We start from the raw sequence: 21,598 nt of genomic DNA, 5'->3' as shown, positions 1-21,598 counted from the left end.
AGCAGAGCCAATGAGGAGTGATTGGCATGGCAGTGGCACGTGTGGTCCACGCGGCGGACCGAACCCTGACGGGCCGCCAGCTCGCGTCGCTCCTCAGCCCGCCCCCCGAGGGCCGGTTCGGCTACCGCGAGCTCGCTCGGGCCGTCCGCGAGGCCCTGCTCGACGGGCGGGTGGCCCTGCGGCTGCGACTGCCGGCCGAGCGGGAGCTGGCCACGGTGCTGGCCGTGAGCCGGACGACGGTCACCGGGGCGTACGACCTGCTCCGGGAGAGCGGCTACGCGCACAGCAGGCGCGGCGCGGGCACCTGGACCGCGCTCCCGGAGGGCCAGGCGCCGACCTCCCTCGGCGCCTTCCACGGCGATGCGGGGGCGGCCCTCGACCTCGCCCTGGCCGCGCCGGAGGCCCCGGCCGAGGAGCTCTCCGCCGCGCTCGCCGCGGCCTCGGCCGAGCTCCCCCGCTACGCGGGCTCGCAGGGCTATCACCCGTACGGGCTACCCGCGCTGCGCGCGGCCGTCGCCGAGCGGTACACCGCCCGGGGCCTGCCGACCCTCCCCGAACAGATCCTCGTCACCACGGGCGCGCAGCAGGCGCTGTCCCTGGTGCTCGCCCTGCTGGGCCGGGCCGGTGACCGGGTCCTCGCCGAGAACCCCTCGTACACCAACGCCCTCGACGCGATGCGGGGCCGCATGCTCCGGATCACTCCGGTACCGGTCACCGAGACCGGCTGGGACACCGGGCTCGTCGACGCGGCACTCAGGCAGACCGCGCCGCGTCTGGCCTATCTGATCCCGGACTTCCACAATCCGACGGGCCACCTGATGCCGCAGGAGCAGCGCCGGGACATCGCCCGGGCGGCGCGGGCCACCCGCACCTGGCTGGTGGTGGACGAGACGCTGACGGACATCGCCCTGGACGTGTCGGCGCCGCCGCCCTTCGCGGCGACCGCCGCCGCCGGCGACAGCGAGCAGATCGTCTCCGTCGGCTCGTTGAGCAAGAGCTGCTGGGGCGGTCTGCGGGTCGGCTGGGTGCGGGCCGCTTCGCAGGTCGTGACCGAGTTGGCGCGGGTACGGATCACGGCCGACCTGTCCGGTTCCGTACTGGACCAGCTCGTGGCCGTCACCCTCATGGAGCGCCTCGACGTGATCCTTCCGAAGCGCGTCGAGGAACTGCGTCTGCGCCGGGACGCGCTGACCTCCGCCCTGGCGCGCCATCTGCCCGAGTGGCGGTGGACGGTTCCGCCGGGCGGGATGAGCCTCTGGATCGATCTGGGCCGGCCGGGCTCCTCCGCCCTCGCGGCCCGCGCCCTGCGGCACGGGGTCCGGGTGGAGGGCGGTGCCCGGTTCGGTGTGGACCCCGGCACCCACGAGCACCGGCTGCGCATCCCCTACACCCTTCCGGAGGACGTGTACGAGCCGGCGGCGGAGCGTCTCGCGGCGGCCCTCGACGGCGCCCCGGGCCTCTTCAGCGACCCGGCGGTGCCGGACTGGGTGGCCTGAGGGGAGCATGCGCGGCCACCCGCCCGCTTCCGCGGCACCCCGTTATTGGGATGCCCGCGCGCAAGGGTCCGTGTACGGTCCACCGAGTGGAATCACTGACCGACAAACAGATCCGCTCGTCCTTCGTCAACTGCACCAAGGGTGAGGCGGCACGCCTCAAGCTTCCGCTCGACTTCTCCGAACTCCCCTGGAACGAGCTGGACTTCCTCGGCTGGGTCGACCCGGGTGCACCGCTCCGCGCGCATCTGGTCGTCCCCCGCGAGGACGGGCCGGTCGGTGTGACCCTGCGGGTGCCGGCCTCCGGCCGGACCAGCGCCGTGAAGTCGAGCATGTGCCAGGTCTGCCTGACCGGGCACGCGTCCTCGGGCGTCACGCTGCTCGTCGCGCCCCTCGCCGGGGCCCGGGGCCGCGAGGGGAACACGGTCGGCATCTATCTCTGCGCCGACCTGGCCTGTTCCCTGTACATCCGGGGCAAGCGGCAGCCGAAGCTGCGGGCCGGCCGCCACGAGGAGTCCCTCACGCTCGACGAGCAGGTCGCCCGGCTCACGGGCAACCTGGACGCCTTCGTCGCCCGGGTGACCTCGGGCTGAGCGCCCTGCCGGCTCGGCCCATGCCGCCTCGGCCTCTGCCGGCTCGGCTCGGTTCGACTCGGCTCAGCCGGCTCAGCGGAAGGCCTGCTCGCCGGTGAGCGCCTTGCCGATGACCAGGGAGTGGACCTCGCTCGTGCCCTCGTAGGTCAGGACCGATTCCAGGTTGTTGGCGTGGCGCAGCACCGGGTACTCCAGGGTGATGCCGTTGGCGCCCAGGATCGTGCGGCACTCGCGGGCGATGGCGATGGCCTCGCGTACGTTGTTCAGCTTGCCGACGCTGACCTGCTCGGCGGTGAGCGCGCCCGCGTCCTTGAGCCGCCCGAGGTGGAGGGCCAGCAGCATGCCCTTGCCGAGTTCGACGGACATGTCGGCGAGCTTCTGCTGGGTCAGCTGGTACGAGGCGAGGGAGCGCGCGAAGACGATCCGGTCGCGGGCGTACGAGATCGCCGTCTCCAGGCAGTCGCGGGCGGCGCCGAGCGCACCGAAGACGATGCCGAAGCGGGCCTCGTTGAGGCAGCCGAGCGGGCCCGAGAGGCCCCGGGCCTCCGGCAGCATCGCGTCGGCGGGGAGACGCACGTCCTCCAGGACCAGCTCACTGGTGACGCTCGCCCGCAGCGACAGCTTCATCTTGATCTCCGGGGCGCTGAACCCGGGGGTGCCGGCCGGAACGAGGAATCCCCGGACTCCGTCCTCGGTGCGGGCCCAGACGACGGCGACATCGGCCACCGAACCGTTGGTGATCCACATCTTGGTGCCGTTGAGGATCCAGTCGGAGCCGTCCCGCTTGGCGTGGGTCCGCATGGCGCCCGGGTCGGAGCCGGCGTCGGGCTCCGTGAGGCCGAAGCAGCCGATGTACTCGCCGGCCGCCATCTTCGGCAGCCAGCGCTGCTTCTGCTCCTCGGAGCCGAACTTCCAGATCGCGTACATGGCGAGGGAGCCCTGTACGGAGACGAGCGACCGCAGCCCGGAGTCGACGGCCTCCAGCTCCAGACAGGCGAGTCCGTACGCGACCGAGTTGGTGCCCGCGCAGCCGTAGCCCTCCAGATGCATGCCGAGCACACCGATGCCGCCGAGAGTGCGGGCGAGCTCCCGGGCGGGGATCTCGCCCTTCTCGAACCAGCCGGCGACGTGCGGGCGCAGCTCGCGGTCGGCGACCGCGCGCACGGTGCGGCGGATCTCGCGCTCCTCGTCGGTCAGCAGTCCGTCGACGGCGAGCAGGTCGAAGGGGTGGACGGGGGCGGAGCTGGACGACGACGACTGCGACGACTTCACGGACGGCCTCCTGGCGGCTGTGGCGACTCGGCGTGCAGAAGCGTAGCCGTAGATCGGATATTGGATCCAGTATTGAAAATCCGGTATCCGCGTCCTACGGTCCGATCAAGTCCGATCGCCAGTGAGGGAGAACGGAATGCGCGCAGATCAGCCGGGGGCACCGACGGTGGGCGCCCTGTCCGGGATCGTCGTCGCCGACTTCGGCCGCGTCCTCGCGGGGCCGTACATGACGATGCTCCTCGCCGACCTGGGCGCGGACGTGATCAAGATCGAGCGCCCCGGCTCCGGCGACGACACGCGCGCGTGGGGACCGCCGTTCGCCGACGGCGAGGCGACCTACTTCCTCGGGGTGAACCGGAACAAGCGCTCCGTCGCCCTCGATCTCACGGACCCCCAGGACCTGGCGGCGGCACGGGCGATCGTGGACCGCGCGGACGTACTCGTCGAGAACTTCCGCCCGGGCACGATGGAGAAGCTGGGCCTCGGGTACGAGGACGTACGGGCGACCAACCCGGGGCTCGTGTACTGCTCGGTGACCGGCTTCGGCACCGCCGAGGGCGCCCGGCTGCCCGGCTACGACCTGCTCGTCCAGGCCATGGGCGGCCTCATGAGCGTGACGGGCGAACCGGACGGGCAGGGGACGAAGGCCGGGGTCGCCCTGGTCGACGTCATCACCGGGCTGCACGCGGGCATCGGTGTGCTGGCCGCCCTCCGGCACCGGGAGCACACCGGCGAGGGCCAGCGGGTCGAGGCCTCCCTGCTCTCCTCCCTCCTCTCGGCGCTCACCAACCAGGCGGCCGCCCACCTCGGGGCCGGGGTCGTGCCGCGCGCCATGGGCAACCGGCACCCGAGCATCGCCCCGTACGAGGTGTTCGAGGCGCGGGACCGGCCGCTGGTCCTCGCCGTCGGCAACGACCGTCAGTTCCGGGCCCTGTGCGGGCGGCTCGGCCTTCCCGGGCTGGCCGAGGACCCCCGCTTCACCACCAACACGGCCCGGGTCGCCCACCGGGAGGAGCTGGTCGCGGCCCTCGCCGGCCCGCTGGGCACCCGTACCGCCGACGACTGGTTCGAGGAGCTCACCTCGGCCGGGGTGCCGTGCGGACCGATCAACGACCTGGCGGCCGCGTTCGACCTCGCCGAGCGGCTCGGACTCGCCCCGCGTGTCCCGGAGTCCGCGGCAGGACCGGGCCAGGTCGCCCATCCGATCCGGCTCGACGCCACACCGCCCACGTACCGCGCCGCTCCCCCGCACCTGGGCGAACACACCGAAGAGCTGCTGGCCGCACCGGAGACCGGAGCGGGCCGGGACGACCGTCGCGGGCGACCCGGGGTCCCGCGCACGTAGGAAGATGGTCGGCACCGGAAGAGCGGTTCTCCGGTGGCAGTGCGAGGGAAACGGAAGGTCACAGGCGATGAGCAGCGCGGTGCAGAAGCGGCGGCCGCAGACCGCCCAGCAGTTCGTTCTCGAGGAACTGCGGCGCGCCATCACCAGCGGGGAGCTCAGGCCCGGCGGGCAGATCCGTCAGGACGCCCTCGCGGCCCGGTTCGAGGTGAGCCGGGTGCCGCTTCGCGAGGCCCTGAAGGCCCTGGAGGCCGAGGGACTGGTCGTCCACCACATACACCGGGGCTACTTCGTCGCGGAGCTCTCGCTCGCCGACCTGGAGGAGATCTACCGGATCCGCGAACTGCTGGAGACCGAGGCCGTACGCAACGCGGTGCGGCGGTTGCCGGACGGCATCGTGGCCACCCTCGAACGCATCCAGCGCGAGGTGGAACGGGCCGCCGACGAGGGCGACGTGCCCGCGATGGCGGCGGCGAACCGGCGCTTCCACTTCACCCTCGTCGAGGCGTCGGGGATGCCTCGCCTGGTCCGTCTGATCGCCACCCTGTGGGACTCCACCGACGCGTACCGCTCGCTCTACTACACGGAGACCGCCCATCGGAAGCAGGCCGTGCGCGAGCACCGGGCCGTCATCTCCGCCCTCCGCCACGGCGACGAGGAGGCCACGGTCCGGTGGCTCGACGAGCACCGCGCCCACGCGGTGGCGGCGCTGCGCGAGGTCCTGGACCTGGAGCGGTCCGCATCGGGCCAGGACGAGAGCTGAGTCGGCCCCGGGGCCGCGCCCGGCAGCACCGGAGCAGAAGCCGAGCCCGCCGCCCCGGGCCCGGCCGCCCCGGCGCTCACTCCGGAGCGGCCCCCGGCTTCCCGTCGCTCGCGCGGCGACGGGCGCCGCCCAGGACGAGGAGCGCCGACACGATCGCCAGGGCCCAGGGAGCGCCGCCGCTCGCGTACGACGGATCGGCGAACATGCTCGCGCCGGCGAGCCCCAGGAAGGCCCCCCAGGCCACCAGCCCGGTCCCGGCGGGCATGGGCCCCGCCGTACGCCATTTCCTGCGCGGGATCCACAAGCGCAACAGATCCACGACGACCGCCAGGGAGATCAGGCGGGCCGTGACGGCGAACCAGAGCGGCGTGGCGTCGGTCTCGCCCGCGCCCAGCACCGCCGTCAGGGCGAAGAGGACGACGGGGAGGAGCCAGCCGACACCTGCCCGGACGCCCGGCTCCCCGAGCACACCGGGAACACCGGGAACACCGGGAAGGCTGGGAACGCCGGGAACGCCAGGGCTGTCCTCGCTGCTCTCCCGGGACTCCGGTGAGCGGGGGGCCGCCGCGCCGGGAGCCTCCGAGCGAGGCGCCGGAACGACCGCCGGGGCCGCGGGTGCCGGCGGTACGGCCGGTGCCGCGCGCATCGCCCGGGACCGCGCCCGGCGGTCACGCATCCCCAGGTCTCCGTACCTGTCGACATGGGCGGCCAGCTCCGCCTGGAGGGCGAGCAGCCGCTCCCCCATCGTGTCGAACTCGGCCCTTCGCCGGTCGGCCTCCTCCTGCTTCTCCCGTTCGGCTGCGGTCAGCTCCGCCCGCTTCTCCGCGTGCGCCTCTTCGACTTCCGCGCGTGCGGCATCCGCCGTCCCCGGAAGCTCGTCCAGTTCCCCCTGGAGACGGATCCGCTCGTTCTCGATGATCTCCTCGATGCGGTGCCGCTCGTCCGCCGGAAGTTCATGCGGCGCCCGAGCCTCCGCGCGGGCCACGGCTGCCCTCCGCCATTCCATGAGCGGTCGGCCGCGATGCTCGCCGATGCCGTTGATGTGGACCTTCCGGCCCTGCGTACGGTAGATGTACAGCACGTCGCCGCCACGGCCGTTGGGGGCCTTGCCCCAGGCGACGCGCCGGAAGTCGGCCGCGGTGGTGATGCCCTGGGCGGCCAGGTCGCGGACCAGTCCGCTGCCGATGCCGTTGACCTGGCTCGCGGTCAGCCGGGTGCCGCGCAAGGACCGTTCGATCGACTCGCGGCGCAGGACGGCGAGGGCCTGCCGCTCCCGCCCGGCACGCTTCCCGTCCAGCCCGTTCAGCTTGTTCGTCAGCGACCGTTCGCGTCTGGTCCGCTTCTCGTGGATGCGGTGCAGGGACTTTCCGCGCCGTGCGTCGGCACGGTCCCGTTCCCGGGCCTCGCGCTGGAGTCGCCGCCGGTCCGCGAGTTCGAAGGGCCGCCGCGCCGTGAGCAGCCGTCGGTGTGCACGGATCGACTCGACGATCCGCCGGCGCTCGGCGCGTATCTCGGCCCGTTCGGGGGCCTGGAGAGAAGTGGTGCTGTCGATCACAGATGCGCTCTTCGGGGAGTGGAGAGGTCAAGGGGTCTCATTATGGCCATCGATGCGACCGATGGCAGAGCTCCCTCCCGCTCGGTCTCCACTCGGCCGACATCCGCAACCGCGCCGCCGAGTGGCGCGTCTTCGCCCCTGTCGGCCGGTCGACGGTCGGCGGGACTCGGCAAGGGGGAACCTGCGGTGAACGGAACCAGAAGCTGGTCGGCACGGGGAACATGGCTGGTCGCGGCCCTCGTGCTGGCGGCGGGTGCGGTGGGTTGCCAGGACCCGGACGACGGCGGTCCGGGTGCGGGGGGCGGGCCCGGCAAGCCCGCCGCTTCCTCGAAGACGCCCGACGACACCGCGGGCGGGGGTACCGACAAGGGGAAGGGCGAGGGAAAGGAATCGGCCAAGCCTTCGGCGGACTCGTCGAAGAAGCCGGGTTCCACGAAGAAGCCCACTCCCGGCAAGAAGCCCGGCCCCACGAAGAAGCCCGGCGGCGGCGACACGGCCGGAGCGCTCACCTGCGACCAGTTGCGGAACGCCGAGTTGCAGAACTCGTCCTTCAGGTTCCCCGACGCCCCGGAGGGGACGATCGCCTTCACGGACGGTCGCTGGGAGGGGGACGGCGTGGTGGTCGAGCTGCAGTCGCAGTGCGGCATCGGGGACGTGACCGGCGACCCGGCGGCGGACGCCGTGGCCGCCGTCAAGGTCACCACCGGCGGCACGGGCCGTTTCTTCGGTCTCGTCACCTGGCGCAACGACGCCGGGACCCCCGTACCGGCCGCCGTGGACTCGCTCGGCGACCGCACTCCGGTGGTGTCGATCGGCGTCTCCTCGCCGACGCGACGGGCGACGGTCGTCTACCTCACCCGGGGTGACGACGATCCGGCCGCCGTGGTGACGATCCGCCGCACCGCCGTCTACCGGGTGGCGGAGCCCGCGATGGTCGAGCTCCACCACAGTGACGCCCCGTACACCCCCTGACACACGGCCCGACACACCGTCTGACGCACCTCTCATGCGGGGCCTCGGCGGTCCCGGGACGCACGCTCCCCCGCGTAATTCGGATGCCGGGAGCCCTGGACGACTCCTAGGCTCCTCGGCATGCATCACGGGGGATTGATCAATGTCGTCGACGTCGAGGCCACCTGCTGGGACGGTGCGCGGCCGCCGGGCGCGGTCAGCGAGATCATCGAGATCGGGTTGACCGTGGTCGACCCCGCCGCGGGCGAGCGGGTCTCCCGGCACCGGATCCTGGTCCGGCCGGCCCGCTCGCGGGTCAGTGCGTTCTGCACCGAACTGACCGGTCTCACCCAGGAGGAGGTCGACACCGGTCTGGACTTCGCCGCCGCGTGCCGGCTGCTCGCGACCACCTACGAGGCGGGTACGCGCCCGTGGGCGAGCTGGGGCGACTACGACCGCAACCAGTTCACCCACCAGTGCCGGGTCACCGGGACCCGGTACCCGTTCGGGCGTCACCACACCAACGCGAAGGCCGTGTTCACCGAGGCGTACGGCCTGCGCAGGCGTCCCGGCATGGCGCGCGCCCTGGAATGCGCGGGACTCCCCCTCGAAGGACGTCATCACCGGGGCGAGGACGATGCCTGGAACATCGCGGCACTCGTCCTGCGGCTCGCGGAGCGCGGCGCCTGGCCGGCCGAGGGGGCCGGGGCCGTTCCGTAGGAGGCGCCGTCGCCGGGGGCTACCCTGGCGCCGGACGCGAGGAGGAACCATGGGGCGGATGCCGTCGGCCGAACGACGCAGGCAACTGGTCGAGGCGGCGATCAGGGCGATGACCAGGGACGGTGTCGCCCGGACCACCACCCGGTCGATCTGTGCCGAGGCGGGTGTCTCGCTGAGCGTCTTCCACTACTGCTTCGATTCGAAGCAGGCCCTCCTCGAGGCCGCGATCGAGACGATCACGGGCAACTACGTGACGCGTGTGCTGTCGGCGGTCGAGCCGGGCGCCACCCTGCGCGAGACCGTACGGGGGGCACTGCAGACGTACTGGGACCATGTCACGGCCCACCCCCGTGAGCACATGCTGACGTACGACCTCACCCAGTACGCCCTGCGCGAGCCGGGGTTCGAGCATCTCGCGCGGGCCCAGTACGAGCAGTACGTGGTGTCGGCGGGCGCGATGGTCGAACAGGTCCGCGCGCAGCGCGGCCTCGAACCGCGGGTGCCGGTGGAGACGATCGCGCGGTACCTGGCCGCGGTGATCGACGGTCTCACGCTGCAGTTCCTGGTCCTCGGCGACGAGAAGACGGCCTCCGACCAGCTCGATCTGACGGCCGATCAACTCATGCTGATGTTCGAGGGGTAGGACCTCCGGAGGGTCGGCCGGAGGCGCCGCCGGTGGGCCGCCTCCGTCTTCAGTAGGTCATCTGTCCCGGACTATTGACTCACTCCGTCAACACCGCGATCCTCGGGGCGCCCGGTACACCCCCACCGACCGGAGGCGTCGCCCACGATGACTCGACCCATTTCACGGATACGACCTGATGCGCGCGGGACCGGCGGCAGATCCGCCCTCCTGGCGCTGTTCCTGGCACTGGCCGCCGTCCTCTTCGGCTCCGCCCCCGTCCCCGCGGCCGCCACCGGCGGTTCGTGGTGGGAGCCCACATCCCGGCCCGCGGCCGACTCGCAGATCAATGTCACCGGCGCGCCGTTCACGGGAACGGACGCGCAGGGCAAGGTCCGCGGCTTCGTCGACGCGCACAACCACCTGATGTCCAACGAGGGCTTCGGCGGTCGCCTCATCTGCGGCCAGACCTTCTCCACGAGTGGTGTGGCCGACGCGCTCAAGGACTGTCCGGAGCACTACCCCGACGGTTCGGGCGCGCTCTTCGAGAACATCACCGGCGGCGCCGACGGCCACCACGACCCGGTCGGCTGGCCGACGTTCAAGGACTGGCCGGCCCACAACTCCCTGACCCACCAGCAGAACTACTACGCGTGGGTGGAGCGTGCCTGGCGCGGCGGGCAGCGGGTGCTCGTCAACGACCTGGTGACGAACGGTCTGATCTGCTCGATCCTGCCGCGGGACCGGAGCTGCGACGAGATGACGTCGATCCGCCTCCAGGCCCGTAAGACCTACGAGCTGCAAGAGTACGTCGACGGGATGTACGGCGGCCCCGGCAAGGGCTGGTTCCGGATCGTCACCTCCGCCGCGCAGGCGCGCTCGGTGGTGGAGCAGGGCAAGCTCGCCGTCGTCCTGGGCGTGGAGACCTCGGAGCCGTTCGGCTGCAAGCAGATCCTCGATGTGGCCCAGTGCAGCAAGGAGGACATCGACCGCGGCCTGGACGAGCTGTACGGGCTCGGGGTGCGGAGCATGTTCCTCTGCCACAAGTTCGACAACGCGCTGTGCGGTGTGCGCTTCGACTCGGGGACCATCGGGACGGCGGTCAACATCGGCCAGTTCCTGTCGACGGGCACCTTCTGGGCCACGGAGAAGTGCGCGGGCCCCCAGCACGACAACCCGATCGGGCTCGCGGCCGCCCCGGTGATGGCCTCCAAGCTGCCGGTCGGGGTGAGCGTCCCCTCGTACGCCTCCGACGCGAAGTGCAACACCCGCGGTCTCACCCGGCTCGGCGAGTACGCCCTGCGGGGCATGATGGACCGCGGGATGATGCTGGAGCTCGACCACATGAGCGTCAAGGCCGCCGGGCGGGCGCTCGACATCCTGGAGTCCCAGGAGTACCCGGGCGTACTCTCCAGCCACAGCTGGATGGACCTCGACTGGACCGAGCGGCTCTACCGCCTGGGCGGTTTCGTCGCCCAGTACATGAACGGCGGCGAGGGCTTCGTCGGCGAGGCGGGCCAGAAGGCCGCGCTGCGCGCCAAGTACAACGTCGGTCTCGGCTACGGCACCGACATGAACGGTGTCGGCGGCTGGCCGGGGCCGGTCGGCGCCGACGCGCCGAACGCGGTGAAGTACCCCTTCCGCAGCGCCGACGGCGGATCGATGATCGACCGCCAGGTGACGGGAGAGCGCACCTGGGACGTCAACACCGACGGCGCCTCGCACAACGGCATGGTGCCGGACTGGATCGAGCAGGTGCGGCTCACCGGCGGCGGCCAGGGCGTCGTGAACGAGCTGGCCCGCGGCGCGGAGTCGTACCTGACCACCTGGAAGGCGACCGAGAACCACGAGCCGGGGGTCAACCTCGCGGCGGGCGCGCCCGGTTCGGCGAGCTCCTCGGAGTGGAACCCGTTCACCAGCTACGCGCCGGGCCGCGCCCTCGACGGCAACGTGGGCACGCGCTGGGCCAGTGACTGGTCGGACGACCAGTGGCTGGGTGTGGATCTCGGGGCCGTGCGTCCGATCGGCCGGGTCACCCTCGACTGGGAGCGCGCGTACGCACGCCAGTACCGCATCGAGGTGTCGGAGAACGGCACGGACTGGCGGACGGTGTGGTCCACGGACGCCGGGGACGGCGGGTACGACACGGCGGAGTTCGCGTCGACCCCCGCCCGGTACGTGCGGATCCACGGCGAGCGGCGGGCGACCCAGTGGGGCTATTCGCTCTACGAGGTCGCGGTCCACAGGGCCTGACGGACCTACGGACCGACGAGCCATAGCCCGAGGGCCTGGGCCGGGGCCGTCGACGTGGAGCGGGGCCGGCCGGATCGCCTTCCGATCCGGCCGGCCCCGCCTCCGTCGCTCAGCTCCCCGTCGGGCCCGTCCAGTCGGCGGGGACGCGGGCGAGCCGCACCCGCTGGGGGTGGTCGCCGACGTCCACCGACGCCACCCGCCGGCCGGTGGCGAAGTCGATCGCGGTCACCCGGTCGGCGCCGCTCTCGGAGACGACACAGTGCCGTCCGTCGCCGCTCACTGTCGCCCAGTACGGCTTGGACACCTCGACGAGGGGACCCTCCTGGAGGGTGGCCCGGTCGACCACCGTGGCGTAGTCGTCCATCGTTCCCGCGACACAGAGCCTGGTGCCGTCGGGACTCATCGAAAGGCCGTGGTGGCGGGAGTCGTTGACCCAGGTCGTGCGGTCGGGGTCGGTCGCCGGGTTGCCGGGGAGGACCTTGGCCCGGGTGATCCGGTCGGTGGCGATGTCGTACTCCAGGAGGCCGTTGTAGAAGGAGACCTGGAAGTAGAGCTTCCGCTCGTCCGGGGTGAAGGCGACGGGGCGCACGGCGTCGGAGAGGTCACCGCGCCCGAAGGCGTCGAGGCGGCCCCGCATGTCGATGACGCGGACGGTCCTGAAGGTGGTGGCGTCGACGACGGTGATCCGGCGATCGCCCTTGGTCCAGTCGAGCCAAGGGGCGTCGAGGGCGGTGGTGACCTCGCCGATGGACATGTTCCACAGGAGTCCGTCGGAGGTGAAGACGTTCTCGTGGGGCTTGTCACCGGTCTTGAAGGAGCCGAGTTCGCGGCCGGTTCCGATGTCGAGGACGTGCACGGTGTTCGCGGTGGAGGCGGAGACCGCGACCCGCGTGCCGTCGGGCGAGACGGCCATGTGGTCGGCTCGGTAACCAGCCACGGGAAAGCGCCAGTTGATCCGGCCGGTCCGCAGGTCGAGGGAGACGACATCGGCGAAGCTGGGCCGCGAGACGACCATGGAGGAACCGTCGGGGCTCGCGTACATGTCGTCGACGAACTGGTCGTGGCCCTCCCCGGGGCCGCTGCGGACCCCGAGGAAGAACGCGAGTTTGATCGGGTTCAGATAGATCTCGCGGAGGCGTTCCTCCTTGTCGGGGATGACGTTCACGCGGCCGATGCGGCGGTAGTCGCCGCGGGCGGCGATGACGTCCGCCGTTCCGTCCCAGTTGTTGCCCACGAACATCGCCTCGCGGAGCCCGGCGGGCACCGAACCCCCGGGTGCGGAGTCGGCGGCGGGGCCTTCGGGAGCCGCCGATCCGGTGGCGCCGGCGGTGGCGACGAGGGCGAGGGCGACCGCGAGGGCCGCGGCGAGGCGGCGGGGGCGGGTGGTCGACCTGCGGGGAGAGGGGCCCTCTGGCCCCGTTCCGGCCCCCGGTGCGAGATCATGGGATCCGGAACCCAGAAGGGACGGAACGGACGATGAGGCACCGCAGTGTCGCCGACCTGATGACGCCGACCGCCGTCGCGGTGCAGCCCGGGACGTCGTTCAAGGAGATCGCGCGGCTCCTCGACGAGTACGGCATCACCGCCGTCCCGGTGGTCGACGACGAGAACCGGCCGGTGGGCGTGGTCTCCGAGGCCGACCTGCTGCGGAGACACACCGCGAAGGACGGGCCGAGCACCGCGGAGGCCATGATGTCCAGCCCCGTCGTCACGGCCCGGCCGTCGTGGACGGCGGTCGAGGCGGCCCGCCTGATGGAGCGACACCGTGTGAAGCGGCTGCCGGTGGTGGACGCGGAGGGGCGACTGATCGGGGTACTGAGCCGGAGCGACCTGCTCCAGCTCTTCCTGCGCCGGGACCGCTCGATCCAGGAGGAGATCAGGGAGGACGTGGTCGTCCGCATCCTGCGCCTCTCCCCCTCCGCCGTGCACATCGACGTCGACGAGGGCCGGGTGACGCTGAGCGGCACGCTGGACCGCCCCGGTCTCGGCCCGATCATCGTCCGGCTCTGCGAGACGGTGGACGGAGTGGTGGAGGTCGAGGACCGGCTCACGTACGAGGCGGACGACGAGGGCGCGGCGGACGCCGAGGGGAGCCCGGCGGGCGAGTGACGCCCCACCGGGCCCCCGGCCCGAACGGCGGTCCCGTCAGGAGACCGCCTCCGGCCAGCCGTATCCGGGACCGGTGTGCTGGGGCACCGTCCCGGCCCCCACCGCCTCCATCTCGCGGTTGGCCTCCCGCATCAGCTTGCCCGCCAGGTCCTTCATCGCCCGGCTCGCGGCGAGCTCGTCACCGATCGCCGGCACGTCCACGTCGCCCGGGTTGCAACGGGCCGAGCCATGGCCCGTGAGACTCGAGTTGCCGGTCCGGAGCCGGGCCTCGGCCTTGGTCCTGCCGTCCTCCTCGACCAGTTCCATGTCGACTGTCCATTCCAGGGTGCGGGTCATGGTCTGCCTCCTCGCACATGGGACCGCGAGGCACCGGGACGCGGCCCCTTCCTCTCCCTCAAGGATCCATCGGCCGGGGCCGGGGCGCACGGGGACGGGGAAAGGGAAAGGGACCGTACGGGTACGGATACGGGTACGTCGCCCCGCCGACGCCTCAGGGGGCGCGGAAGAGGCGCGGGAAGCGGGGCGCGAGCCAGGGCTTGCGCCCCCACCCGAGCGCCTTTCCCCGGGCGATCACGGGCCAGGGGTCGACCCGGCCCAGCCCGAGGAGGAGAAAGGCGACCGGCTCGGTGAGGATGGTGCAGTCCGGCCGCGCGGGCGGCTCGTGGGTGACCTCGACCTCGCCGTCCGTGACGAGAACTCCGAAGCTCGGGCCGCTCCGGAGCCGCACCGCGAACCGTGCCGTCAGACCGGCGACGGCGGCCGGGTCCGTCACCCGGGGCATCGCCTCGATCATGAACGGCAGGGTGAGGTCGACGCGCGGCGCGTCGAGCATGTGGGGGCGGCCGACGGCGAGGGCCAGGTCGTAGCCGTGGCCGAGCATGTGGGTCAGCAGGCACGAACCGAGGACGGCCGGGCGCATGGCGCCGAGCGGGGTGGCGAGAAGGCCGTCCGGGTCACGCCCCTCCACGGACGCGAGGAAGGCCTCGGCCTCGGCGGTGATCATCTCGGCGAGCGGGCCGGGCTCCCGCTCCGCGAAGGCGGCGAGAGCGTGCTCGTTGGCCTCGGCCAGGCTCCCGGGGCTGCCGTCGCCGTAGGGGCGCTCCCGACCTGCGGCCAGGTCGGCCATGAGGGCGTTGGCCTGCGCCAGGTGGGCGGCGGCCTCACCGAGGCTCCAGGTGGACCGGGGTACGGGCAGGCCCGCGCCGTGCCCGCGGGCACCGTCCGCGCCCGGGGCCGCGCGCAGCACCGTGGCGATGTCGCCGGCAGTCCCCCGTATCGCCTCCGCGAGCCCCTCCGGCAGTACCCCGCCCGTTCCTCGCACCATCGCTCCGCCCCTCCGACCGACCCCGGCGGTCCCACGCGGAGCACCGGCTGGTCAGGGACCGTACCAGTGAGTAGCTCCGACGGCACCGGTCACGTCGGCACCGGTCACGTCGCCGACGGCTCACGGGATCCCTCGGGGGCCGCGAGCCGTGCGGGCGATGTGGGCCTCGTGGGTCGCCCGGGCGTCGTGGGCCTCGTGGGCGTCGTGGGCCGCCTGGGCCTCGTCGGCGCGTTGCCTCGTGGTCCTACAGACCGACGTCCCGCACCCTGAGGTCCTCCAGGGTCTCCCTGCGCACCAGGAGCCGGGCCCGGCCGTCGAGCACGGCGACCACCGGCGGCCGGCCGACGAGGTTGTACGAGGACGCCATCGACAGGTGGTACGCGCCCGCCACCGGAGTCGCGAGCAGGTCGCCCGGATGGACGTCGGCGGGCAGCGGCACGTCCTCGGCCAGGATGTCCCCGGCCTCGCAGTGGCGGCCGACGACGGTCACCCGCTCGGGATCGGCGGGCGAGTGGCGGCCGATCAGCCGTGGGGCGTAACGCGCCCCGTACAGAGCGGGGCGCGGGTTGTCGCTCATCCCTCCGTCCACCGCCACGAACGTCCGCTCCGGAGTGCGCTTCACCGCGAGCACCCGGTAGACGGCGACTCCGGCGGGGCCGGTGACGGCACGCCCCGGCTCGACGATCAGGTGCGGCACGGGAAGTCCGGCCGCCGCGCAGCTCTCCGCGAGTTCGGCGCGGAGCCTGCGGGCGAGCGTGGTGAGGTCGAGCGAGGGTTCGCCGGGACGGTAGGCGATGCCGTGACCGCCACCGAGATCGAGCTCCGGCAGCGTGACGCCATGGCTGTCGCGGATCCTCGCCATGAGGCCCACGAGCCGGCGCACGGCCACGAGGTACGGCTTGACGTCGGTGATCTGTGAGCCCAGATGGCAGTGGATTCCGGTGAGTTCGAGCTGCGGCTGATCCAGGATCCGGGCGATGGCGTGCTGGGCGTGACCGTCCCGCAGCGAGAGGCCGAACTTCTGGTCCTCCGATCCGGTACGGATCTTCCGGTGACCGCCCGCGCTGATACCGGGCGTCACCCGGACCATGACCTTCTGATGGCCTCCGGTGCCGACGGCGGCGGCGATCCGCGCTATCTCGGCGGGGGTGTCGATGACGATCCGGCCCACACCGAGGCGCAGCGCGGTCTCCAGGTCCTGGGGCGACTTGGCGTTGCCGTGGAACAGGATCCGGTCGGCGGGGAATCCGGTCGTGACGGCGAGTTCCAGTTCGCCGGCGGAGCACACGTCCAGGCCGAGCCCCTCCTCCTCGACCCAGTGGGCGACGGCGCGACACAGAAAGGCCTTGGCCGCGTAGTGGATCCCGGCGTCGGGGAAGGCGCTGCGGTAGGTGCGGCAGCGGTCGCGCACCTCGGCCTCGTCCAGGACGTAGACGGGGGTGCCGTGGCTCCCGGCGAGTTCGGCGAGGGAGACGCCGCCGACCAGAAGTCGGCCGTGGGGCTGCTCGGTGGTGGTCGCGGGCCAGACGGAGAGCGTGTCGACGGGCCCGGCCTCGCCCGCGCGGCGGGGCCGGGCGCCGGTCGTGGGGGCACCCGTCAGGGGAAGCGTGGTCATCTCGTGCCCTCCCTTCAGCCCGCGAGCGTCGTCAGGGGGCGCGGCTGCCGCGGCTCGGGCCGCGACTGCGACTCCGCCATGAGGACGGACACAGGGACAGAACCCGGGACGGGGGCGGTGGCGGCGACGGAGGTGGGCGGCGCCGGGGCCGTGAGGGCCGGATCGATCCTGAGTTCCCGGACGTCCAGCGGCTCCACGAGCGCCCGCAGCGCGGGCTCCGCCATCGGGATCCAGGGCTGATCCGCCCCCAGAACGGCCCTCAGCCGGGCCGGGTCGGTGAACGCGACGGCGGTCCTGCCGCCGACCGGCGTGCGGAACAGCCGGATCGCGCAGTCGCGGGTGCCCGGCCGGACGGGTACGCAGAGCCGTCCGGCCGGGAGCTGTTCTCCGGGCTCCGGATCGTCTCCGTACAGGGCGTCTGCCATGGGTTCCTCCCGAGGAACGATGCACGCTCCCGGCACGGTCGCGCCGGGGCTGTCCTCGACGCTATGCCCGGTGCACACCGCCCCCGGGCCCCTCCTGACACGCCCCTGACGCGCCGGGCCCGAATGCATACACCCCGCTGACACCGGAGCGGGCACGAGAGCACCCGCGTCAGCGGGGCGGCGGGCCCGCTCGGCGCCCGAGAGCACCCGACGGCTCTCCCCCATAGGGGTCACTCCGCTCGCCTATCGGCGTACCTTCCGCGGCACGCCGACGATGCCGGTCGAGGCTTCGACCGTCTGAGCCTTTCCGCAGGCCAGGGCCGTGGCCGGGGCCCGGTGGATATTCCCGTGGACCCATCGGAAGTCCCATGGCAGCCATTGGTTTCCTCATTGGAAAGCCGCCCGGGACGGGGCTACGTTCGGGGACATCGCCACACCGGCGGTCCCGGACCGGGGCCCCTGGTGTGCGATCACCGCCCTCCGGGCCGGACCCTGGCCCGTACCTCCCGGGAGAACCCGCATGTCCAAGATCCTTTTCGTGATGACCGGCGCCGACCACTGGACCCTGGCCGACGGTACGAAGCACCCGACCGGCTTCTGGGCCGAGGAGGCCGCGGCGCCGTACGAGGCGTTCACGGCCGCCGGGTACGAGGTCGTCGTCGCCACCCCCGGCGGTGTCGTCCCCACCGTCGACCGGAGCAGCCTCGCCCCGGAGTTCAACGGCGGCCAGGAGGGAGCCGACAAGGTCGAGGCCACCCTCGCCTCGATCGACGCGCTCCGGCACCCCGTCGCCCTGGACGACGTGGACCTGGCGGAGTACGCGGCCGTGTTCTACCCGGGCGGCCACGGCCCGATGGAGGACCTCGCCGTCGACGCCACCTCCGGAAGGCTGCTGATCGACGCCCTGCGCTCCGGCAGGCCGCTGGCCGTCGTCTGCCACGGCCCGGCGGCACTGCTCGCCGCGACGGACTCCGACGGCACGAACGCGTTCGCGGGCTACAAGGTCGCCGCGTTCACCAACGAGGAGGAGACCCAGTCCGGCTTCGCCGACAAGGCGAAGTGGCTCCTGGAAAGCCGTCTTGTCGAGGCCGGCGTGGACGTCCGGGCCGGTGAGCCGTGGGTGCCGAACGTGATCGTGGACCGCAACCTGATCACCGGTCAGAACCCCGCGTCCTCCGCTCCCCTCGCCGCCGAGGTCCTGAAGAAGCTGGGCTGACGCCGGGGTCACCCGCCGGACGTCGGGCCGGATGCGGACCCTCGCCCCGTGCCCGCACCCCGTACCCCGTAAGGGTGCGGGGTGTCCGGCCGTCCGAGCGTCCCGTACGTCCGCACGCGACCTCGCCCCATCGCATCCGGTCCCGCCCCTGGTCCCGGCCCCGACCACCCCCGTTCCGCCATAGGAATACAAGTAGTCTTTCCGTGTGAGACATACGGATTCCGATGGGTCGGGCGGCGGTGCGCGACCGGGGACGGCGCCCGCGGCGGACCTGAATCTGCTGCGTACCTTCCTGGCGGTCTACCGCTCCGGCTCCTTCACCGCCGCAGCCGGACTCCTCGGCCTGTCCCAGCCCACCGTCACCACACAGATCCGGTCGCTGGAACGGCAGACTGGCCGGGAGCTCTTCGAACGGCTGCCGCGCGGCGTCGCCCCGACCGCCGTCGCCCACGACCTCGCGACCCGTGTCGCCCCTCCCCTCGACGCGCTCGCCGCCGCGACGGGCCACGAGACCGCACCCCACGAGCGGGCCGCGCCCGTCCATCTGGCGGGCCCTGCCGAGCTGCTCTGCACCCGCGTCCTGCCGGCACTGGCCCCGCTCACCGCCCAAGGGGTGCGGCTCCGGATCACCCCGGGCCTCACCGAACCGCTCCTCGACGAACTCCGCGCGGGCCGCCACGACTTGGTCATCGCGACGTTCCGGCCGCGCGGGCGCGCCCTGACGGCGGTGCCGCTGATGGACGAGGAGTTCGTGCTCGTCGCCGCCCCCGTCTGGGCCGACCGTGTCGGGGAGCGTCTGACCGAGGAGGGCCCGGCGGCACTGCACACGGTCCCGCTGATCACCTACGCGGAGGACCTGCCGATCGCCCGCCGCTACTGGCGCCATGTCTTCGGCGCCCGGCTGTCGTGCCCGGCCGCCGTCACCGTCCCCGATCTGCGCGGCGTCCTGGCCGCGGTGACCGCAGGAGGCGGCTTCACCGTCCTGCCGCGCTATCTCTGCGAGGCCGAACTCTCCTCCGGCGCACTCGTCCTCCTCCGCCGGCCGGAGGACCCGCCCATCAACACCGCGTACCTCGCCCAACGCCCGGGCCGCCCCGCGAACCCGGACGTCACACGCGTCCGCGACCTCTTGATCGAGGCGGGACGGCACTGGTGACGCGGGGCCGGGGCGGGCCCGACGCCCCTGCCCGCGGTGCGTGCTGGCGCGCCGGCGTCGTACGTACGGCGGATCAGCCGGTGGCCGCGACGGCGGCGCGCCGCCAGGCGGCCTCGCGGAGGAGGCGCAGGCCGTTGAGGCCGACGAGGACGGTGGAGCCCTCGTGGCCGAGGACCCCGAGGGGCAGCGGCAGAGTGCCCACGAGGTCCCAGAGCACCAGGCCGGTGATGAACACTCCCGCGACGACCAGGTTCTGTACGACCAGGGCGCGGGCACGGCGGGAGAGCGCGACGACCGCGGGGACCGTGGCGAGTTCGTCGCGGACGATCACCGCGTCCGCGGTCTCCAGAGCGAGGTCGGAGCCCACACGGCCCATGGCGATGCCGGTGTGGGCCGCTGCCAGGGCGGGGGCGTCGTTGACGCCGTCGCCGATCAGCAGCACCCTGCGTCCGGCCCCCTCCTGCTCGCGGACGACGGCGACCTTGTCCTGCGGAAGGAGTCCGGCGCGGACATCGGTGATGCCGACCTCGGCCGCCAGGCGGGCGGCGGCACGCGGGTTGTCGCCGGTGAGGAGCGTCGGGGCGGTGCCGGTCAGCCGGGTCAGGGCGGCGACGGTGGCGGTGGCGTCCGGACGGAGCCGGTCCGCGATGCCCAGGACGCCGGCGGGGATCCCGTTCACCTTGACCAGGACGGCGGTGTGCCCTTCGGCCTCCCATGCGGCGGAGACGGTGGCGGCACGGACGGAGAGGGCGTCCTCGCTTCCGCTCAGGAGCCGGGCCGGTGCGCCGACCTCGACGGTGTCACCGTCCACGACGGCGGTGACGCCGACGCCCGGGGTGGAGCCGAACTCCTCGGCGGGCGCGAGCCGGTGACCACGGGCGTGGGCGGCGAGGACGACGGCGCGGGCGAGCGGGTGCTCACTGGGGTGCTCGGCGGCGGCGGCGAGGGCGAGGACCCCATCCTCGTCCGGGCCCCGGCATTCTCCCCCGGGGCCGTAGGCGTCCCCGACCCGGCGGCACTCGCCCTCGTCCTCGTCCTCGTCCCGACCGCGCTCGCCCCCCTCGTGTCCGGCCAGGGCACGGACGGTCGTGACGCGTGGCGTCCCCTCGGTCAGCGTGCCGGTCTTGTCCAGGGCCACGGCGTCGACCTGCCCGAGGCGCTCCATCACCACGGCGGACTTCACCAGGACACCGTGGCGGCCGGCGTTCGCGAGGGCCGAGAGCAGCGGCGGCATCGTGGCGAGGACCACGGCACAAGGCGAGGCGACGATCATGAAGGTCATGGCGCGCAGCAGTGAGGAGGTCGGGTCCGAGCCGAACGCGAGCGGGATGAGGAAAACGGCCGGGGTGGCCGCGACCATGCCGAGCGAGTACCGCCGCTCGACCTTCTCGATGAAGAGCTGGGTGGGCGCCTTGGTCTCCGATGCCTCCTCGACCATGCGCACGATCCGGGCGATCACCGAGTCCGATGCGTCCCGCGCGACCTCGACCTTCAGCGCGCCGGTGCCGTTGAGGGTGCCCGCGAAGACCTCGTCGCCGGTCTCCTTGAGCACCGGCAGGGGTTCGCCGGTGATCGTGGCCTGATCGACCTCGCTCGCCCCGGCCAGCACGCGACCGTCGGCCCCGACCCGCTCCCCCGGGCGGATCACGACGACGTCCCCGATCACGAGGCTCCCGGTCACCACGCTCTCCTCGGTGCCGTCGGGCAGGAGCCGGGTCGCGGTGGCCGGAGCGAGGTCGAGGAGCCCGCGCACCGAGTCCGCGGTACGGGCGGTCGCCACCGCCTCCAGTGCGCCGGAGGTGGCGAAGATGACGATCAGCAGCGCCCCGTCCAGGACCTGCCCGATGGCCGCGGCGCCGAGGGCCGCGACCACCATCAGCAGATCGACGTCGAGGGTCCTGTTCCTCAGCGCCTTCAGACCCTCCCATGCCGGTTCCCAGCCGCCGGTGACGTAGGTGGCGGCGAACAGCGTCCCCCACACCCATGCCGGGGCGCCGAGCAGAGCCGGGGGAAGCCCGAGGAGGAACAGCGTCAGGGCGGCGAGCGCCCAGCGGGCCTCCGGGAGCGCCAGGACACGGGTGCGCCGCCGGACGGCCGCGGATGCGGCGGGGGGCGGTGCGGGCTTGGTCAGGGTGGAGGCCATGACAGAGGGAGCCCTTCACGGGAGGAGTCGTACGCCGTCACCGTAC

General features: G+C 72.9%; 19 protein-coding genes. 11 read left to right on the top strand and 8 right to left on the bottom strand.

The genetic code is table 11. The features are described 5' to 3' along the window. Positions 1 to 26: 26 nt before the first annotated feature. Both yczR and IE311_RS10125 read left to right on the top strand, forming a co-directional pair. Complete coding sequence (gene yczR / locus IE311_RS10130; RefSeq protein ID WP_189831257.1) at positions 27 to 1,496, top strand: MocR-like transcription factor YczR; 1,470 nt, start codon at positions 27 to 29, stop codon at positions 1,494 to 1,496. 50 nt (positions 1,497 to 1,546) lie between these two features. Then, the gene (locus IE311_RS10125; protein WP_373313802.1) at positions 1,547 to 2,086 is read left to right on the top strand and encodes an FBP domain-containing protein; all 540 of its coding nucleotides are present in this window, start codon (positions 1,547 to 1,549) and stop codon (positions 2,084 to 2,086) included. 72 nt (positions 2,087 to 2,158) lie between these two features. Here IE311_RS10125 and IE311_RS10120 read toward each other — a convergent pair whose 3' ends face one another. Then, positions 2,159 to 3,358: an acyl-CoA dehydrogenase family protein gene (locus IE311_RS10120; RefSeq protein WP_229901827.1), complete on the bottom strand. Its 1,200-nt coding sequence runs from the start codon at positions 3,356 to 3,358 to the stop codon at positions 2,159 to 2,161. A 136-nt stretch (positions 3,359 to 3,494) separates the two neighbouring features. Here IE311_RS10120 and IE311_RS10115 point away from each other — a divergent pair, with 136 nt between their 5' ends. Together IE311_RS10115 and IE311_RS10110 are read left to right on the top strand one after the other, a co-directional pair. Then, entirely contained in the window at positions 3,495 to 4,703 is a 1,209-nt protein-coding gene (locus IE311_RS10115; RefSeq protein WP_189831255.1) for a CaiB/BaiF CoA transferase family protein, read from the top strand. Positions 4,704 to 4,770: 67 nt separating this feature from the next. Next, entirely contained in the window at positions 4,771 to 5,463 is a 693-nt protein-coding gene (locus IE311_RS10110; protein WP_189831254.1) for a GntR family transcriptional regulator, read from the top strand. Between the two features lie 76 nt (positions 5,464 to 5,539). Here IE311_RS10110 and IE311_RS10105 read toward each other — a convergent pair whose 3' ends face one another. Further along, positions 5,540 to 7,018: a DMT family transporter gene (locus IE311_RS10105; RefSeq protein ID WP_189831253.1), complete on the bottom strand. Its 1,479-nt coding sequence runs from the start codon at positions 7,016 to 7,018 to the stop codon at positions 5,540 to 5,542. A 186-nt stretch (positions 7,019 to 7,204) separates the two neighbouring features. On the opposite strand from IE311_RS10105, the gene IE311_RS10100 reads away from it, so the two are divergent. From IE311_RS10100 to IE311_RS10085, 4 genes are all read left to right on the top strand, one after another. Next, entirely contained in the window at positions 7,205 to 7,990 is a 786-nt protein-coding gene (locus tag IE311_RS10100) for a hypothetical protein (RefSeq protein WP_189831252.1), read from the top strand. 120 nt (positions 7,991 to 8,110) lie between these two features. Beyond that, positions 8,111 to 8,689, top strand: coding sequence for a 3'-5' exonuclease (locus IE311_RS10095; protein WP_189831251.1), 579 nt, complete (start codon positions 8,111 to 8,113; stop codon positions 8,687 to 8,689). A 49-nt stretch (positions 8,690 to 8,738) separates the two neighbouring features. Continuing rightward, positions 8,739 to 9,332 (top strand): TetR/AcrR family transcriptional regulator, encoded by a 594-nt coding sequence (locus IE311_RS10090; RefSeq protein ID WP_189831250.1) that lies wholly within the window; start codon positions 8,739 to 8,741, stop codon positions 9,330 to 9,332. 147 nt (positions 9,333 to 9,479) lie between these two features. Further along, positions 9,480 to 11,564, top strand: a complete 2,085-nt coding sequence (locus IE311_RS10085) for a discoidin domain-containing protein (protein WP_189831249.1) — start codon at positions 9,480 to 9,482, stop codon at positions 11,562 to 11,564. A 109-nt stretch (positions 11,565 to 11,673) separates the two neighbouring features. Here the strand turns inward: IE311_RS10085 and IE311_RS10080 are convergent, their stop codons facing one another. Continuing rightward, positions 11,674 to 12,828 (bottom strand): YncE family protein, encoded by a 1,155-nt coding sequence (locus IE311_RS10080; RefSeq protein WP_229901826.1) that lies wholly within the window; start codon positions 12,826 to 12,828, stop codon positions 11,674 to 11,676. Between the two features lie 212 nt (positions 12,829 to 13,040). Between IE311_RS10080 and IE311_RS10075 the strand changes: the two genes are divergently transcribed. Next, a complete protein-coding gene (locus IE311_RS10075) occupies positions 13,041 to 13,673 on the top strand; it encodes a CBS domain-containing protein (RefSeq protein ID WP_189831248.1) in 633 nt (210 codons plus the stop codon). A gap of 36 nt (positions 13,674 to 13,709) precedes the next feature. Here IE311_RS10075 and IE311_RS10070 read toward each other — a convergent pair whose 3' ends face one another. From IE311_RS10070 to IE311_RS10055, 4 genes are all read right to left on the bottom strand, one after another. Further along, entirely contained in the window at positions 13,710 to 14,009 is a 300-nt protein-coding gene (locus tag IE311_RS10070) for a DUF1876 domain-containing protein (RefSeq protein ID WP_189831247.1), read from the bottom strand. A 154-nt stretch (positions 14,010 to 14,163) separates the two neighbouring features. Next, positions 14,164 to 14,997: a maleylpyruvate isomerase family mycothiol-dependent enzyme gene (locus IE311_RS10065; protein WP_189831246.1), complete on the bottom strand. Its 834-nt coding sequence runs from the start codon at positions 14,995 to 14,997 to the stop codon at positions 14,164 to 14,166. A gap of 244 nt (positions 14,998 to 15,241) precedes the next feature. Continuing rightward, entirely contained in the window at positions 15,242 to 16,612 is a 1,371-nt protein-coding gene (lysA, locus tag IE311_RS10060) for a diaminopimelate decarboxylase (RefSeq protein WP_189831245.1), read from the bottom strand. 14 nt (positions 16,613 to 16,626) lie between these two features. Further along, positions 16,627 to 17,037, bottom strand: coding sequence for an SAV_915 family protein (locus IE311_RS10055; protein ID WP_189831244.1), 411 nt, complete (start codon positions 17,035 to 17,037; stop codon positions 16,627 to 16,629). A gap of 520 nt (positions 17,038 to 17,557) precedes the next feature. Between IE311_RS10055 and IE311_RS10050 the strand changes: the two genes are divergently transcribed. Further along, positions 17,558 to 18,253 carry a type 1 glutamine amidotransferase domain-containing protein gene (locus IE311_RS10050; protein WP_189831243.1) on the top strand — a complete coding sequence of 232 codons (696 nt, stop codon included), beginning with the start codon at positions 17,558 to 17,560 and terminating at the stop codon, positions 18,251 to 18,253. 205 nt (positions 18,254 to 18,458) lie between these two features. Then, positions 18,459 to 19,409 (top strand): LysR family transcriptional regulator, encoded by a 951-nt coding sequence (locus IE311_RS10045; RefSeq protein ID WP_189831242.1) that lies wholly within the window; start codon positions 18,459 to 18,461, stop codon positions 19,407 to 19,409. Between the two features lie 73 nt (positions 19,410 to 19,482). Here IE311_RS10045 and IE311_RS10040 read toward each other — a convergent pair whose 3' ends face one another. Continuing rightward, positions 19,483 to 21,552, bottom strand: a complete 2,070-nt coding sequence (locus IE311_RS10040; protein ID WP_189831240.1) for an HAD-IC family P-type ATPase — start codon at positions 21,550 to 21,552, stop codon at positions 19,483 to 19,485. Positions 21,553 to 21,598 lie beyond the last annotated feature (46 nt).

The organism is Streptomyces zaomyceticus, assembly GCF_014656215.1.
Lineage (GTDB): Bacteria > Actinomycetota > Actinomycetes > Streptomycetales > Streptomycetaceae > Streptomyces > Streptomyces zaomyceticus.
The sequence above is the reverse complement of the archived record's forward strand: the minus strand, read 5'-3'. Positions and strand labels throughout refer to the sequence as shown.